The following is a 14,694-nucleotide window of genomic DNA, read 5'->3' on the forward strand; positions in this document are numbered from 1 at the left end:
CATGAGCTGGAATCCTTCTCTTGAGCCGGGTTGCCCGGACGCCGCCCATCTCGACCAGATCGAGACCCTGATCATTCCCCGCGCCCACGACCTCGGCGGCTTCGAGGTGCGGCGGGCGCTGCCGGCCCCCAAGCGGCAGATGGTGGGGCCGTTCATCTTCTTCGATCAGGCGGGGCCGGCGGAGTTCATCACCGGCAAGGGCGTGGACGTGCGTCCGCACCCCCATATCGGCCTCGCCACCGTGACGTATCTCTACCGCGGCGAGTTCCAGCACCGGGACAGTCTTGGCTCGAACCAGACCATCCTGCCCGGCGCCGTGAACTGGATGGTGGCGGGCCGGGGCGTCACCCATTCGGAGCGCACCAGCGAGGAGACCCGCAGGCGCCCCCATGCGCTCTACGGCATCCAGACCTGGGTCGCCCTGCCGGAGGATCAGGAGGACGCCGCGCCGAGCTTCGAGCACCACGCCAGGGAGACGCTGCCGGAGTTCGAGGACGGCGGCGTGGCGCTGCGCCTCATCCTCGGCCGCGCCTATGGCGAGACGGCGCCCGCCAGCGTGTTCTCCGACACCTTCTACGCCGACGTGACGCTCGCGCCCGGCGCGCGCCTTCCGCTGCCGGACGACCACGAGGACCGGGGGCTCTATGTGGTGGAGGGCTCGGTCACGATCGCCGGCCAGATGTTCGACGCCGGGCGGATGATGGTGTTCCGCCCCGGCGACCGCATCACGGTCGCCGCCGGCGAACAGGGCGCGCGGCTTATGGCGCTCGGCGGCGCGACGCTGAGCGGGCCGCGCTACGTGTGGTGGAACTTCGTGTCGTCGAGCCGGGAGAAAATCCGGGCCGCCAAGGAGGACTGGCGGCGCGGCGTCTGGGGCGAAGGCCTGTTCGACCTGCCGCCGGACGACCGGGCCGAGTTCATCCCGCTGCCCTGAGACGGCCGGCGGTCAGGCCGCGGGCTGTTTCGCCCGCTGCGCGATCAGGCCGGCGTTGGCGACCGCGAGGCCGAGCACCACCACCGCGCCGAACTGATGCGCCAGCCCCGCCCACAGCGGCACCACCAGCACCAGCGCGGCGATCCCGAGCGCCGCCTGCGCGATCATCAGATGCAGCAGCGCCACCGCCCGGCGGCGCGCGCGGGGGCAGAGCTTCGACCGCGCCACCCGCACCGCGTAGAGCGCGGTCGCGGCCAGCAGCGCATAGGCGCCGATGCGGTGGTTGAGCTGCACCAGCGCCACGTTGTCGACGAAGTTCTCCCACCACGGCGTGACCGCGAACAGCGCCTCGCGCGACGGCGCGAAGCCGCCGTCCATCAGGGGCCAGGTGTTGAAGGTGAAGCCCGCGCGCGAGCCCGCCACCAGCCCGCCCAGCAGGATCTGGGCGAAGGAGAGCGCCGTGACCGCGTAGGCGCCGAAGCGCAAGCCCTTGGGCAGCGTCACGGGATCGCGCCCGAACTGCCTCAGATGCGCGAGGAACAGCACGATCGCGCTGAAGAAGATCAGCGCGAAGCCGAGATGCAGCGTCAGCTTCACCGGCGCGACCGCCGTCATGCCGGGCTCGAGGCCCGAGGCCACCATGATCCAGCCGATCGCCCCCTGAGCGGCCAGCAGCAGCCCCATGCCGAACAGGACCAGCCCTTCGCGCTTCGACACCCTTCGGGTGGCCGCGGCGAGGATCAGCCCGCCCAGAAACACCAGCCCGATCAGCCGGCCGAGCTGACGGTGGCCCCACTCCCACCAGTAGATGAACTGGAACTCGCCGAGCGACATGCCTTCGTTCAGCAGCTTGTATTGCGGGCTGGCGCGGTACTTGTCGAACTCGCTCATCCACGCGGCCTCGCCCAGCGGCGGGATCGAGCCGGTGATCGGCTTCCACTCCGTGATCGACAGGCCGGAGCCGGTGAGCCGGGTGGCGCCGCCGATCACGACCATGAGCGCCACGAGCGCCAGCGTCAGCATCAGCCAGGCGCGGACGAAGCGGCGGCGGGGGGCGGCGCCGGACGCCGAGGGGGACGCGGGATCGGACACGGAACGCGCGCCTCCCGGCGCAAGGCTTGATCGCAAAAGGCTGGAGCGGTTTAAGTCCCGGGCGTCGCGCGGACAAGGCGGCGCATCGTCCACCCTCCCCTTGAGCGGAATCCGAGCCCCATGCCCCCTCGCGTCAAGAAACTGATCGGGCTGGCGGCGCTGGTGGCGGGCGTCTGCGTCTACGCCTTCATCGTGATGTTCGTGGGCCAGCTCACCATGGCGGACAAGCCGGCCTGGGTTCAGCTCGCCTTCTTCGGCTTTTTCGGACTGGTCTGGACCGTGCCCGCCGCCCTTCTCATCCGCTGGATGGAGCGGCTGGAGCGCTGAACGGCGCGCATATCAGGCCCGGCCGCGCTTCAGCATCCGCATCAGCAGGAACGGCGTGCCGGCGAGCAGCGCGTCCAGCGCCGCGGCGGTCTGGAAATGGCCGTTCAGCGACACCCGCGGCAGCGCGGTGGGCGTCGCCGCATGGGAGCGGTGGATGTGGCCCGGCCGCGTGGTCACGGCGGTGGTGAAGCCCAGCTCGGCCGCGAGCGCGTAATCCCGCGGGCCGGCGGCGGAGCGGTCGCCCACCGGATAGGCGAAATGCGCCGCCTCCAGCCCGAGCTTTCGGCGGATGGCCTCGCGGCTGTCCGCCATCTCCGCCCGCGCCACGTCGTCCGGATGCTTGGCGAGCATCGGATGGGTCACCGTATGGGCGCCGATGGCGATCAGCGGGTGACGGGCCACCTCCTTCAGCTCGTTCCAGTCCATGCACAGTTCGCGCGCGAAGCTCAGAGGATCGACCCCGGCCGCGCGGCCGAGGCGCCGCACCTCGGCGCGGAGATGCTCCTCCGACCCGGAGCGGAGCCGCCAGTAGACCGCGTTCCAGGCCGCCTGCTTCTGGCGCGCCGTCGCGGTCGGCAGCACCGCCTCGCCGCGGCCGAGATCCATGTAGATGCGGCGGGAGCGGGCGATGGCCTCCTCCAGCTCCAGCCACCAGATATCGGCGTCCTGTTCGGCGAAACGGCTGGCGACGAACAGCGTCGCCGGCGCGCCGTGCCGCTCCAGGATCGGCAGCGCGTGGTCGCGCACGTCGCGATAACCGTCGTCGAAGGTGACGTGCAGGAACGGCCGGTAGGACACGCCGGTCAGGGTGCGCCGCCAGGCCTCGTCCAGCGACACGAAATCGAAGCCGAGCTTGCGGGCGCCCGCCAGCGCCTGATCCAGAAACGCGGGCTCGATCTCCAGCAGGCGGTTCGGCGCGAAATCGCGCGCACGCCAGGGGCGCACATGGTGCAGCGTGAGAATGACGCCGAGCCCCTGCGCGCGGGCGCGCAGGCCCCGGTTGAGGCCACCGGCGCGCAGCGCGGCGAACGCCGCGCGAAAAGCCTGCGTTCGCGCCGCCGCCATCGCCCCTGCCGTGCTCCCGATTCGACCAGATCGCGAACAGGCTATCCCGCAACCCTGAACGAAGCGTGCACGCGCAGCCCCGCACGTGCATCAACAATTAACCTAAACACAATCTGAACAACCAAAATAATTTATTGCTCGAATTTTATGAGATTGATTTCATCAGTTGTATAGTCCTGCCTCGTATAGGAGTCGGAAGGCCATCCTTCGCAGAACGGTCGATCTGATCCTATGACGACTTTCTCGTTCTTTCATTGCGTTTCGCGATTCCGCGCCGAAGAGCGCGGCGCCACGACGATCGAATTCGGCTTCATAGCTCCCATTCTCACGCTCATGCTTGTGGGAACATTGGAGACCGGCGTCATGCTCGCCGCCCAGCGGCAGCTGGAGGACGCCATCTTCATGGCCGCGCGCGTGAACAAGACCGGCTATGCGGACAGCGGCCAGACGCAGGCCGCCACGGTGCAGGCCGCCATGCAAAGGGCCGCGAGCGGCCTGCTCGATTCCACCAAGATCACCGTCACCAGCCGATCCTATCCGAGCTACGACGCCATCGGCGAGCCGTTCACCGATCTGAACAACAACGGCGTCCGCGATTCCGACGAGCCCTTCACCGATGTGAACGGCAACGGCGCCTACGACGCGGACCGGGGCAAGGCCGGCTCCGGCTCCTCAAGCGAGATCGTCGTGTTCACGGCGTCCTACCCCTGGACCATCTATACGCCGCTGCTGGGCGAGGTGCTCGGGACCAAGGGAATCCGAACGCTGTCCGTGCAGACCATCGTCAAGAACGAGCCCTATTGATGCGGCGGCTTCTCCCCTTCCGGCGACTTCTCGCGCGGCTGCGCCGCTCCGAAAGCGGCCTCGCCGCCACCGAACTCGCCCTGTGCGCGCCGATGCTGCTGCTGCTGACGCTCGGCGGCGCGGACCTGGCGCGCTACGCCAACGCCTATGACAAGGTGGGCAAGATCGCCTTCTCCGTCACCGACGTGACTGCGCAGTACCAGTCGCTGACCGCGGACGGCGTGAAACAGGTGTTCCTGATCAGCGGGCAGAACCTCCCCGGCTACGTGTCGGGCAAGACCGGCGTCACGATCCTCAGTTCGCTCTACCTCGACGGGACGACGCCGCGGGTGCGGTGGCAGTGCGCCAGCACCAAGGGCACGAAATGGGCCAGCAAGATCGGCTCGGAAGGCGGCATCGCAAGCGTGGGCGCGAACCTGTTCGGCGACGCCAAGGACAACGTCGTCGTGGCCGAGGTCTACTACCAGTTCACGCCGATCTTCTCCTATTTCATTTCGGGCACGCAGGACGTCTACGCCAAAGGGCTGTTCCGTCCGCGTCTCGGCGCGCTCAACACCAAACCCTGCACGTGAAGACCATGCGTCACCGTCGCCTGTTTTCGCACCTTCCTCCGCGTTTGCTCCGCGACGAACGGGGCTCGGTCGCGCCTCTGATCGGCCTCATGTTCCTGGTGTTGGTGGGATGCATCGGCATCGCCATCGACACCGGCCGGGCCACCATGGTCCGCGCCCGCCTCGTGAACGCGCTCGACGCCGCCGGTCTCGCGGTCGCCGCGCGGCTCGCCACCACCGACTACAACGCCGACGCCAAGAAGTTCGTCGACGCCAATTTCGCGGCCAATTTCGTCGGAGCCACGGTGAACACCGTCACCGCCAAGCCCAACGCCGACAAGACGGTGATCTCGCTGACCGCGACCGCCACCATGCCGACGGCCTTCATGAAACTGTTCGGCAAGACATCGGTGGACGTGACGGCGACGACCGAAGTGACGCGGTCGTCCAAAGGACTTGAAGTGGTCATGGTGCTGGACAACACCGGCTCCATGGACATCAGCAACAGCATGGGGCCGCTGAAGGAGGCCTCCAAGCTGCTGGTCAATCAGCTGTTCGGCGACCAGACGACCGCGAAGAACCTCTATGTGGGTCTGGTGCCGTTCTCCCAGGCCGTGAACATCGGCGTGACGCGGGCGCTCTGGACTGATCTGAACACGGTCACGCGGCCCTACTATCCGGTGTACTGGACCGGATGCGTCGAAGAACGCCCGAGCGGCTACGACGTCACGGACGACATTCCGTCCCTGATCAAGAAAGACACCATTTTTAAATCGTACTACAGCCCCAACAGCAATTCCAACAACTGGATCGTCTCTTGGTGGTGGTCGACCTATCTGAACATCAACTATGCCCCCGTACAGGGCCAGACAGGACCGGGCGCATTTTGTCCTGTCACGCTTACGCCCATGACCAACGTCAAGAGCACGATCGTCACCGGCATCGACGCCATGAAGGCCGGCGGCTCGACCTTCATCAACGTGGGCGCGGTGTGGGGCTGGCGCATGCTGTCGCCGTCGTGGCGCGGCCTGTGGGACGGCGACATGCTGACCAACAAGCTGCCGCTGGACTACAACTCCAAGAACATGAACAAGGCCGTCATCCTGATGACAGATGGCGAGAACACGTTCAACAAAAACAACTACACATCATATGGCCTGCTTTCGGACAAACGCTTGGGCACGGATGATATCATCGAGGCCAACAAGGTTCTCGACACAAAACTGTCTACGGTGTGCTCTAGCATGAAGGCCAAGGACATCATCGTCTACACCATCGCCTTCAACGATCCGGACGACTCCACCAAATCCCTGCTTCAGAACTGCGCGACGAGCACGTCGTTCTATTTCGACGCTGGCGACAGCGAGAGCCTTAAGGCGGCCTTCACCGCCATTGGAGGAAGCCTGTCGAACCTGCGGGTGAGCCGGTGACCGTCGCCGCGCCGCCGATCGTGGAGGTTTCCATGCCGAGCGCGTCCCTCATCTCGTCCTCGTCTGCGTCCGTCGAGGCGTCCATGGGAAGCCGCGCCTTCGAGCGGATCGAACTGCGCAGCTCATTCGCGGAGGCGGATGCGGCCTGGCGGGAGCTCCTGTCGGGGGGCGTCGCGACGCCCTACCAGACGCCGGATTTCCTGCGCGCCTGGGCCGACAACGTGGGACGCCAGGAGAAGGTGGAGCTCGCCCTCGCCATCGCCCGCCGCGCCGACGGCCGCGCCGTCGCGCTGCTGCCGCTCGGCGTCTCCCGCCGCTTCGGCCTGCGCGTCGCCTCCTATCTGGGCGGCACCCATGTGAACTACAATCTGCCGGTGTTCGCGCGCGACGCAGCGGAGGCGTTCACCCCTGCGGAGGCGGCGCGCCTGCTGCGCGAGGTCGCGGCGGCGGCGCGGATCGACCTGTTCGCGCTGTCGAACCAGCCGGAACGCTGGCGCGACGCCCCGAACCCGCTCGCCGGCCTGCCGCATCAGCCGTCGCCCGACTTCGCCTACAGCGGCCGGCTCGAGGCCTCGGTCGAGGCCCATCTGAAGCGCTACGTCTCCGCCAAGACGCGCTCCGCCCAGCGCCGCAAGCTGCGCCGGTTCGAGGAGCGGGGCGAGGTCCGCATCTACCGCGCCGAAACCGAGGCCGACCGCGCCCATGTGCTCGACGCCTATTTCGCCCAGAAGGCGCAGCGCCTCGCGGCGCGGGGCATCGACAACGTGTTCGCCGAGCCCGGCGTCGAGGACTTCATCCGAACCGCGGCGGGCCTGCGCGACGCGCCGGCGTCGATCGACCTCTACGGCTTCGATCTCGACGGCCAGACGATCGCCACCTTCGGCGTGATCGCCGACCGCGACCGCATGTGCGGCATGTTCAACTCCATCACCAGCTGCGACCTCGCCCGCTACAGCCCGGGCGAACTGCTGCTCACCTTCATGGTGGAGGACGCCATCGGCCGGGGCATGAGCGAGTTCGACCTCGGCGTCGGCGCGGCGGCCTACAAGGCGCTGTTCTGCCCGGACGTCGATCCGCTGTTCGACACCATCCTCGGCGTGTCGCCGCTCGGCCGGGCGGGCGCCGGCGTCTACGCCGCCAAGCGCGCCGCCAAGGCCTGGGTCAAGTCCAACCCGGCCGTCTACGCCTTCGCCACCCGCATCCGGAAGCTGCGCGCGAAAAACGTGGAGGCCGAGCCCGACGCCGCGCCGGACAAGCCGGACGCCTGAACGGCAGCTCCATGGCAGCCACATAAAAAGCCGGGCGCGACGCCCGGCTTTTTATGTGGGAGAGAGGCGGGGTCAGGCCGCGAGGCGGGAGCCGTCCGGCGAGCCGCCGGTGTCGCGGATCAGCAGCACGACCACGTCCTCGATTCCGGTCGCCTTCAGGCGCTCATGGGCCTCGACCGTCGCCACGTCGCCAGCGCCCCGGTCGGACACCAGGATCGCGGCCGACGAGTGCTCGGCGAACACGTCCGCCGCAGCGGCGGGCGCGCTGAGCAGCACGAAGTCATAGGTGAGCGCCAGCGCGTCCAGCACCACGCCGAGACGGGCCCTGGACGGCGCGTCGAGCGCGTCGAACGGCGTCTCCCCTTCCGGCACCACATGGACGCGCGAGCCGCGGTCGCGGTGGATCGCCTGGGCGAAGGTCGCCGAGCCCTGCAGCAGTTCCGCAAGGCCGGGACGGCGGTCGTCGCCGTCGAGCTGCGGCGCGCCGCCGCCGGCGTCCACCGCCACCACGCGCCGCCCGCTGTCGGACATGATGCGCGCGAGTTCGGCCACCACGTCGCCCACCGCAACGCCCGGCGTCGCGCCGGTGGCGAGGATGCGCAGCGCGCCTTCCGTGGTCGGCATGGAGGCGAGCTGGCGGGCGAGCGCCGCCACCAGCGTGGAGTCGGCCACGTCATAGGGCTCGATCCCCGGCTTCAGCAGCGCGGGAGCGGCGCGGGCGGCGTCGAGCGCCGGCGTGGACGGACGGCCGCTCAGACGACCGAACACCGGCGTCTCGCCGATCGCGGGCGGAGGCGAGGCCTCCTCGTCCTCCTCCGGACGGCGCAGCGCCCCGCCGCCGCCGAACACCTCCGCCGTGGCCGCGGCCACCAGCGCCAGCACGAAGGCGGCGATGGAGGCGATGGCGACGGTCGGCGTCTTCTTCGGAAAATAGGGTTCGGTCGGCGCCGCCGCGCGGGAGATGATGCGGGCGTCGGCGACCAGCGCGTCCGGGTTGTCGCGCGCCGCCGCCTCGCGGTAGCGCGCCAGCATCTGCTCCAGCAGGTCGCGCTGGGAGCGGGCCTCGCGCTCCAGCGCCCGAAGCTGCACGTCCTGCCCGTTGGCGCTGGCGGCGGTCGCCTTCTGCGCGTCCAGGCTCTTCTGCAGCGCCGCCACGCGGGCGCCGGCCGTCTTGGCCTCGTTCTCGTAGGCGCGGGCGATCTTCTCCGCCTCGACGCGAACCTGGGCGTCGAGGCCCTGGAGCTGCGCGCTCAGCTCCCGCATGCGCGGGTGCTGGCCGAGCAGCGTGCGGCCCTCGCTGGCGATCTGGGCCGCGAGCTGGGAGCGCTGCTGCACCAGCGAGCGCACCACGTCGGAATTGGCGATGTCGAGCGCGTCCGCCGGCCGCCCGGCGCGCAGCGCGTCGCGCATGGCGTCGGCCCTGGCGCGCGCTTCCGTCTGCTGGGTGCGCGCGGTCATGAGCTGGGTGCTGCTCTCGCCGAGCTGCTGCGCCACCACGGTGGAGTTGTTCGGTCCCGCCAGCAGCCCCGCCTTGGCGCGGAACGCCTCGACCTTCTCCTCCGCGTCCGAGACCCGCTGCCGCATGGCCTCTATTTCCTGCGAGAAGTAGTTCGTCGCCTGCCGGTTGAGGTCGCGCTTGGCCTCGCGCTGGATGTCGAAGAAGGCGTCCACGAAGCCGTTCGCCACCCGTGCTGCGGTGTCGGGGTCGGTGGAGGAGAACTCCACCCCGACCACGCGCGAGCCCGCCACCGGATAGACGAGCAGGTTCTTCGCCACCTTGTCGACCACCTGCTCCTTCATGGGGAGCTGGTCCTGGGCGCGGGACATGCCGAGCAGCCCGAGAATCCGACCGGCGAGAGACGGCCCCTGCCGGGCCTCGAACTCGGGATCCTGGTCGAGCTTCAGCGCGTCCGTCACCTTGCGCACCAGATCGCGCGACTGGATGAACTGGACCTGGGTCATCACCGCCTGCTCGTCCGGCAGCTGGCCTTCCCGCTCGGCGCCGGCGCTCGGGCTGATGGGCGCCTTGTTCTCGATCAGGACGAGCGACGTGCCGCGATAATAGGGCGCGGCGAACTGGACGAAGGCGATCGCCCCGAGCGCCGCCAGCAGCGTCGGCCCGATGATCCACGCCTTGCGCCGCCAGATGCCGGCGCCGAGCGCGCGCAGATCGATTTCGCCGCTCGGGGCGAGATCGGTCCCGCGATGAATGCCGCGTTCGGCCATGACCCCCGTCCTAACTTCAAGGCGCGCAACAGATTTCACAACGACATCAGCACAGGCGAGGTTGCCGTAGGGTTAACCGACCGGAAATCGGCGCTCCCTCGCGAAAACCTCCTGTTAACCATGGCGCGCTATCCCGTTGGAGAACCCCGAGACGATTGCGGATTCTCGAATGTCGCGCTTCACCTGGACCGCCATCGCACTGGCCGCCGCGCTCGCCGGATGCGCCGCGCCCCGCGCGGTGCCGCCGCCTCTGGCCGCCGCCTTCGACGAACCCTACGTGCTCGCCACCGGCGACCGGCTGCGCATCAGCGTGTTCGGCCAGCCGAACCTGTCCAACAGCTACACCGTCGAGCCGGACGGCCGCATCGCCATGCCGCTGGTCGGCCGCTACGAGGTCGTCAACAAGACGCCGGATCAGGTCCGCACCGGGCTCGAGGCCAAGCTGAAGGCCGGCTTCCTGCGCGATCCCAACGTCTCGGTGGAGATCGAGGGCTACCGCCCGTTCTACATTCTGGGCGAGGTCAACAGCGCGGGGCAATACCCTTACGTGGTGGGCATGACGGCGCAGAACGCGGTCGCGATCGCGAGCGGCTTCTCGCCCCGGGCGCAGAAGGACCGGGTGGAGCTGACGCGCCGCCACGGCGACCGGGTCTACAAGGCCGAGGTGCCGCTGACCTATCCCGTGCGCCCCGGCGACACCATCACCGTGCAGGAACGCTGGTTCTGATCGTTCGAGCGTCGTCACCCGCTGTCTCAGGCCCGAGCCTGATCCTGACCGAGTTCTTCTAAGCGACCGACAAACCGCTGGCCAAGCGCAGCCTGCGGAGACATGCTTGCGTCTCGAACCTTACGGCTTGAGAGCGCGAGACAGAGCCCATGACCACGACCGGTTCCGACCTGGGAGGCCCCCGCTCCCTCGGAGACGCCCTTGCCGAGGCCCGCTCCAACTGGGGCTGGTTCGTGGCGCTCGGCGTCGGACTGATCCTGTGCGGCCTGCTCGCCGCCTTCAACCTGCTGGCCGCGACCCTCGCCTCCATGCTGGTGGTCGCCGTGGCCATGATCGCCGGCGGCGTCCTCAACGTCGTGGCCGCTTTCCGGGCGCGAAGCTGGGGACGGTTCGCGCTGTGGCTCGCGGCGGGGCTGCTCTACCTGCTCTCGGGCGTCCTGGTGATCGCGAACCCGCTGCTCGCCTCCGCGGTGCTCACGCTGTTCGCGGCCGCCGCTCTGTTCGTCTCGGGCGCGTTGCGCATCTGGGTCGGCCTCTCCGCCCGGCCCCATGAGGGCTGGGGCTGGATCGTGTTCGCGGGCGCGCTCTCGGCTGTCGCCGGCGTCGTCATCGCCACGGGCTGGCCGGTCAACAGCCTGTGGGTGATCGGGCTGTTCCTCGCGCTCGACCTGCTGACGCACGGCTGGGCCTATGTGGCGCTCGGCCTCGCGCTTCGGTCCCGCCCGCTCTGAGGCGGCCCGTCACGCCGCCTTCCTCGCGCCCGCCTCGGCGATCTTCACCAGATCGCGCAGCAGCTTCGCCGCGCCCTTGAGGCGCTTCTCCACCGTCGGCCATTCGCGCCGGAACACCACCTTCATGTCCGGGCGCACCTTGGCGTTCGGGCCTTCCTCGCGGGCGATGTGGGCCACGAGGCCGGCGGGATTGGCGAAGGAATTGTCCCGGAACGACAGCACCACGCCCTTCGGCCCGGCGTCGATCTTGTCCACATTGGCGCGGCGGCACAGCGCCTTGATGGCCGCGATGTCGAGCAGCTGCTTCACCTCGGTCGGGGCCGGGCCGAAGCGGTCCACCAGCTCGGCGCCGAAGGCCTCCAGCCCCTCGTCGGTGTCGACCTCGGCGAGACGGCGGTAGAGCGACAGCCGCAGCGACAGGTCGCCCACATACTCCTCCGGGATCATCACCGGCGCGCCGAGCGTGATCTGCGGCGACCACTGGTCGGCCACCACCTCGGCCCCGCCCTCCTTCAGGCTCTCGACCGCGTCCTCCAGCATCTGCTGGTAGAGCTCGTAGCCCACCTCCTTGATGTGGCCGGACTGCTCCTCGCCGAGCAGGTTGCCGGCGCCGCGGATGTCGAGGTCGTGGCTCGCGAGCTGGAAGCCGGCTCCCAGCCCCTCCAGCGACTGCAGCACCTTCAGGCGCCGTTCGGCGTTCACGGTCGGAGCCTTGTTGGCCGGCACGGTGAACAGCGCGTAGGCCCGCGTCTTGGAGCGGCCGACGCGGCCGCGCAGCTGGTAGAGCGCCGCGAGGCCGAACATGTCGGCGCGGTACACCACCAGCGTGTTGGCGTTCGGGATGTCGAGGCCGGACTCCACGATCGCGGTGGAGAGCAGCACGTCGTAGCGGCCCTCGTAGAAGTCGGTCATGGCCTGTTCCAGATCGCCCGCCGCCATCTGGCCGTGGGCGGCCACGATCTTCACCTCCGGAACCTGGCTTTCCAGGAAGCGCCGGGCGTCGGCCATGTCCTCGATCCGCGGGCAGACGAAGAACGACTGGCCGCCGCGGTAGCGCTCGCGCAGCAGCGCCTCGCGCACGATCAGCGGATCGAACGGCGCCACGAAGCTGCGCACCGCGAGCCGGTCCACCGGCGGGGTCGCGATCATGGACAGCTCCCGCACGCCGGTAAGGGCGAGCTGGAGCGTGCGCGGGATCGGGGTCGCGGAGAGCGTCAGCACATGCACCTCGGCGCGCAGCTGCTTCATCTTCTCCTTGTGGCCGACGCCGAAATGCTGCTCCTCGTCCACGATCACGAGGCCCAGGTCCTTGAAGCCCACGGTCTTGCCGAGCAGCGCGTGGGTGCCGACCACGATGTCGACGCCGCCGGAGGCGAGGCCCTTCTTGGTCTCGTTCAGCTCCTTCTGGGACACGAAGCGCGAGGCCTGTGCCACGTTCAGCGGCAGGCCGCGGAAGCGCTCGGCGAAGGTCTTGAAGTGCTGGCGGGCGAGCAGCGTGGTCGGCACGATCACCGCCACCTGCTTGCCGGACATGGCCACCACGAAGGCGGCGCGCAGCGCCACCTCGGTCTTGCCGAAGCCCACGTCGCCGCAGACGAGGCGGTCCATGGGGCGGCCGGCGGCGAGATCGTCCAGCACCGCGTCGATCGCCGCCTGCTGGTCCTCGGTCTCGTCATAGGGGAAGCGGGCGCAGAACTCGTCGTAGAGCCCCTCCGGCGGGACGGCGCGCGGGGCCTCCTTGGTGAGGCGCGCGGCGGCGATCTTGATCAGCTCGCCCGCCATCTCGCGGATGCGGTTCTTCATGCGCGCCTTGCGCGCCTGCCAGCCGGAGCCGCCGAGCTTGTCGAGCTGGGCTTCCGTGTCCTCCGAGCCGTAGCGGGTCAGAAGCTCGATGTTCTCCACCGGCAGGAACAGCTTGTCGCCGCCGGCGTAATGCAGCTCCACGCAGTCGTGGGGGGCGCCCGCAGCCTCGATGGTCTTGAGGCCCACGAAGCGGCCGATGCCGTGGTCCACATGCACCACCAGATCGCCCGCCGACAGGCCCGCGGCCTCGGTCAGATAATCCTGCGGCCGCCGCTTGCGCGCCTTTGCGCGCACCAGCCGGTCGCCGAGGATGTCCTGCTCCGCCACCACCGCCACGTCGTCGGTCTCGAAGCCGTGCTCGACGCCCAGCACGCCGAGCCCCACCACGTCGCGCGGCAGCGCCATGGCCTCGCGCCAGCTCGCCACCGGCTTGGCGGCTTTCAGGCCGTGGTCGCCGAGGACCGTGCCGAGCCGGTCGCGCGCGCCCTCGCTCCAGGCCGCCACCACCACGCGCTTGCGGTCGGTCTTCAGCGCCTTGATGTGGTCGGCCACCGCCTCGAACACATTGGCGTTCTCCTGCGCCCGCTCGGCGGCGAAGCTGCGGCCGAGCCGGACGCCGGCGTCGAACACGCGCCCGCCCTGCCCCGGCGGCAACGCAAAGGGCGTGAGGTGGATCGGCGCCGCCTGCTCCAGCCGCTCCCGCCACTCCTCGGGCGCGAGATAGAGCGCGTCCGCGGGCAGCGGCTTGTAGGCGCCGCCGCTTTTGTCCTGCTTCGCCTGGGTGACGCGGGCGTCGTGGTAGTCGGCGATGAGGGCGAGCCGTTCGCCGGCCGCGTCGTCCACCAGCGGGTCGAGCACGAAACGGGCGTCGTCCAGATGATCGAACAAGGTGGCGAGGTCGCCCTGGAACAGCGGCAGCCAGTGCTCCAGCCCCGGATAGCGCCGGCCTTCGCTGATGGCGGCGTAGAGCTGGTCCTCCCGGTTCGGCGCGCCGAAGGTCGCGGCGTAGGACTGGCGGAACCGGCGGATGGTGTCGGAGGTGAGCTGCACCTCGGACATGGGCACCAGATCAATGGCCCGAAGCTGGCCGGTGGAGCGCTGGGTCTCCGGATCGAACGGCCGGATGGTCTCGAGCTGGTCGCCGAAGAAGTCGAGCCGGATCGGCTCGGCGTGGCCGGCCGGAAACAGGTCCACGATGCCGCCGCGGATGGCGTATTCGCCGTAGTCCCGCACGGTGGAGGAGCGCAGGAAGCCGTTCACCTCCAGCCATTCCGCGAGCTTCTTCAGGTCCACCACGTTGCCCGGCGCGGCGGAGAAGCTCTGCCGCGCGACGGCGGCCGGCGTCGCCACCCGCTGCAGCGCCGCGTTGACCGTGGTCAGCACCACCCGCGGCCGGTCGCCGGCGCGGGTGCGGGCGAGGCGGGCCAACGTGGTGGTGCGGGTCGCAACGATCGCGGCGTTGGGCGACACCCGGTCGTAGGGCTGGCAGTCCCAGCCGGGAAAGGTCAGCAACTCCAGGTCCGGCGCCATGAAGGCGAAGGCCCGCTCCATGGCCGCGAGCCGCTGGGCGTCGCGGGCGATGAAGGCGACGCCGGCGGAATCGTGCCGCTTGGAGACGGCGGCGCGGGCGAGATCGGCGACGAGCAGCGCGTCGAAGCCGTCCGGGGCGCGGGCGACGGTGGCGGGTACGGGCGCGAGCAGGGCTTCGGGCTTGAGCGTCATGGCGCCGGTTGAAA

At 69.5% G+C, this 14,694-nt stretch carries 12 protein-coding genes; 8 read left to right on the top strand and 4 right to left on the bottom strand.

The features are described 5' to 3' along the window. Window position 1: 1 nt before the first annotated feature. A complete protein-coding gene (locus PKE85_RS06670; protein ID WP_271203992.1) occupies window positions 2–934 on the top strand; it encodes a pirin family protein in 933 nt (310 codons plus the stop codon). A 12-nt stretch (window positions 935–946) separates the two neighbouring features. Here PKE85_RS06670 and PKE85_RS06675 read toward each other — a convergent pair whose 3' ends face one another. After that, entirely contained in the window at window positions 947–1,957 is a 1,011-nt protein-coding gene (locus PKE85_RS06675; protein ID WP_428981328.1) for a COX15/CtaA family protein, read from the bottom strand. Between the two features lie 189 nt (window positions 1,958–2,146). Here PKE85_RS06675 and PKE85_RS06680 point away from each other — a divergent pair, with 189 nt between their 5' ends. Then, window positions 2,147–2,353 (top strand): DUF2842 domain-containing protein, encoded by a 207-nt coding sequence (locus tag PKE85_RS06680; protein ID WP_271203994.1) that lies wholly within the window; start codon window positions 2,147–2,149, stop codon window positions 2,351–2,353. A 12-nt stretch (window positions 2,354–2,365) separates the two neighbouring features. Here PKE85_RS06680 and PKE85_RS06685 read toward each other — a convergent pair whose 3' ends face one another. Beyond that, window positions 2,366–3,418 (bottom strand): polysaccharide deacetylase family protein, encoded by a 1,053-nt coding sequence (locus PKE85_RS06685; RefSeq protein WP_271203995.1) that lies wholly within the window; start codon window positions 3,416–3,418, stop codon window positions 2,366–2,368. Window positions 3,419–3,649: 231 nt separating this feature from the next. Here PKE85_RS06685 and PKE85_RS06690 point away from each other — a divergent pair, with 231 nt between their 5' ends. The 4 genes from PKE85_RS06690 to PKE85_RS06705 are packed head-to-tail and all read left to right on the top strand — an operon-like array spanning window position 3,650 to window position 7,471. Then, the gene (locus PKE85_RS06690; RefSeq protein WP_271203996.1) at window positions 3,650–4,222 is read left to right on the top strand and encodes a TadE/TadG family type IV pilus assembly protein; all 573 of its coding nucleotides are present in this window, start codon (window positions 3,650–3,652) and stop codon (window positions 4,220–4,222) included. Further along, a complete protein-coding gene (locus tag PKE85_RS06695; protein ID WP_271203997.1) occupies window positions 4,222–4,794 on the top strand; it encodes a TadE/TadG family type IV pilus assembly protein in 573 nt (190 codons plus the stop codon). The genes PKE85_RS06690 and PKE85_RS06695 overlap by 1 nt, the downstream gene beginning before the upstream one ends. A gap of 5 nt (window positions 4,795–4,799) precedes the next feature. After that, a complete protein-coding gene (locus tag PKE85_RS06700) occupies window positions 4,800–6,203 on the top strand; it encodes a TadE/TadG family type IV pilus assembly protein (RefSeq protein WP_271203998.1) in 1,404 nt (467 codons plus the stop codon). 32 nt (window positions 6,204–6,235) lie between these two features. Further along, window positions 6,236–7,471 (top strand): GNAT family N-acetyltransferase, encoded by a 1,236-nt coding sequence (locus PKE85_RS06705; protein WP_271203999.1) that lies wholly within the window; start codon window positions 6,236–6,238, stop codon window positions 7,469–7,471. A 72-nt stretch (window positions 7,472–7,543) separates the two neighbouring features. Here PKE85_RS06705 and PKE85_RS06710 read toward each other — a convergent pair whose 3' ends face one another. Then, window positions 7,544–9,697 (bottom strand): GumC family protein, encoded by a 2,154-nt coding sequence (locus PKE85_RS06710; RefSeq protein WP_271204000.1) that lies wholly within the window; start codon window positions 9,695–9,697, stop codon window positions 7,544–7,546. A gap of 169 nt (window positions 9,698–9,866) precedes the next feature. Between PKE85_RS06710 and PKE85_RS06715 the strand changes: the two genes are divergently transcribed. Beyond that, window positions 9,867–10,424 carry a polysaccharide biosynthesis/export family protein gene (locus tag PKE85_RS06715; RefSeq protein WP_271204001.1) on the top strand — a complete coding sequence of 186 codons (558 nt, stop codon included), beginning with the start codon at window positions 9,867–9,869 and terminating at the stop codon, window positions 10,422–10,424. A 149-nt stretch (window positions 10,425–10,573) separates the two neighbouring features. After that, window positions 10,574–11,155, top strand: coding sequence for an HdeD family acid-resistance protein (locus PKE85_RS06720; RefSeq protein ID WP_271204002.1), 582 nt, complete (start codon window positions 10,574–10,576; stop codon window positions 11,153–11,155). 9 nt (window positions 11,156–11,164) lie between these two features. Here the strand turns inward: PKE85_RS06720 and mfd are convergent, their stop codons facing one another. Then, window positions 11,165–14,680 (bottom strand): transcription-repair coupling factor, encoded by a 3,516-nt coding sequence (gene mfd / locus PKE85_RS06725; RefSeq protein ID WP_271204003.1) that lies wholly within the window; start codon window positions 14,678–14,680, stop codon window positions 11,165–11,167. Window positions 14,681–14,694 lie beyond the last annotated feature (14 nt).

Source organism: Methylopila jiangsuensis (genome assembly GCF_027922305.1).
GTDB classification, from domain to species: Bacteria; Pseudomonadota; Alphaproteobacteria; order Rhizobiales; family Methylopilaceae; genus Methylopila; species Methylopila jiangsuensis.

Excerpts from the sequence above, each read along its gene's own strand:
- PKE85_RS06670 (WP_271203992.1), top strand. The coding sequence starts at position 2 with ATGAGCTGGAATCCTTCTCTTGAGCCGGGTTGCCCGGACGCCGCCCAT.
- PKE85_RS06675 (WP_428981328.1), bottom strand. The coding sequence starts at position 1,957 with ATGCTGACGCTGGCGCTCGTGGCGCTCATGGTCGTGATCGGCGGCGCC.
- PKE85_RS06680 (WP_271203994.1), top strand. The coding sequence starts at position 2,147 with ATGCCCCCTCGCGTCAAGAAACTGATCGGGCTGGCGGCGCTGGTGGCG.
- PKE85_RS06685 (WP_271203995.1), bottom strand. The coding sequence starts at position 3,418 with ATGGCGGCGGCGCGAACGCAGGCTTTTCGCGCGGCGTTCGCCGCGCTG.
- PKE85_RS06690 (WP_271203996.1), top strand. The coding sequence starts at position 3,650 with ATGACGACTTTCTCGTTCTTTCATTGCGTTTCGCGATTCCGCGCCGAA.
- PKE85_RS06695 (WP_271203997.1), top strand. The coding sequence starts at position 4,222 with ATGCGGCGGCTTCTCCCCTTCCGGCGACTTCTCGCGCGGCTGCGCCGC.
- PKE85_RS06700 (WP_271203998.1), top strand. The coding sequence starts at position 4,800 with ATGCGTCACCGTCGCCTGTTTTCGCACCTTCCTCCGCGTTTGCTCCGC.
- PKE85_RS06705 (WP_271203999.1), top strand. The coding sequence starts at position 6,236 with ATGCCGAGCGCGTCCCTCATCTCGTCCTCGTCTGCGTCCGTCGAGGCG.
- PKE85_RS06710 (WP_271204000.1), bottom strand. The coding sequence starts at position 9,697 with ATGGCCGAACGCGGCATTCATCGCGGGACCGATCTCGCCCCGAGCGGC.
- PKE85_RS06715 (WP_271204001.1), top strand. The coding sequence starts at position 9,867 with ATGTCGCGCTTCACCTGGACCGCCATCGCACTGGCCGCCGCGCTCGCC.
- PKE85_RS06720 (WP_271204002.1), top strand. The coding sequence starts at position 10,574 with ATGACCACGACCGGTTCCGACCTGGGAGGCCCCCGCTCCCTCGGAGAC.
- mfd (WP_271204003.1), bottom strand. The coding sequence starts at position 14,680 with ATGACGCTCAAGCCCGAAGCCCTGCTCGCGCCCGTACCCGCCACCGTC.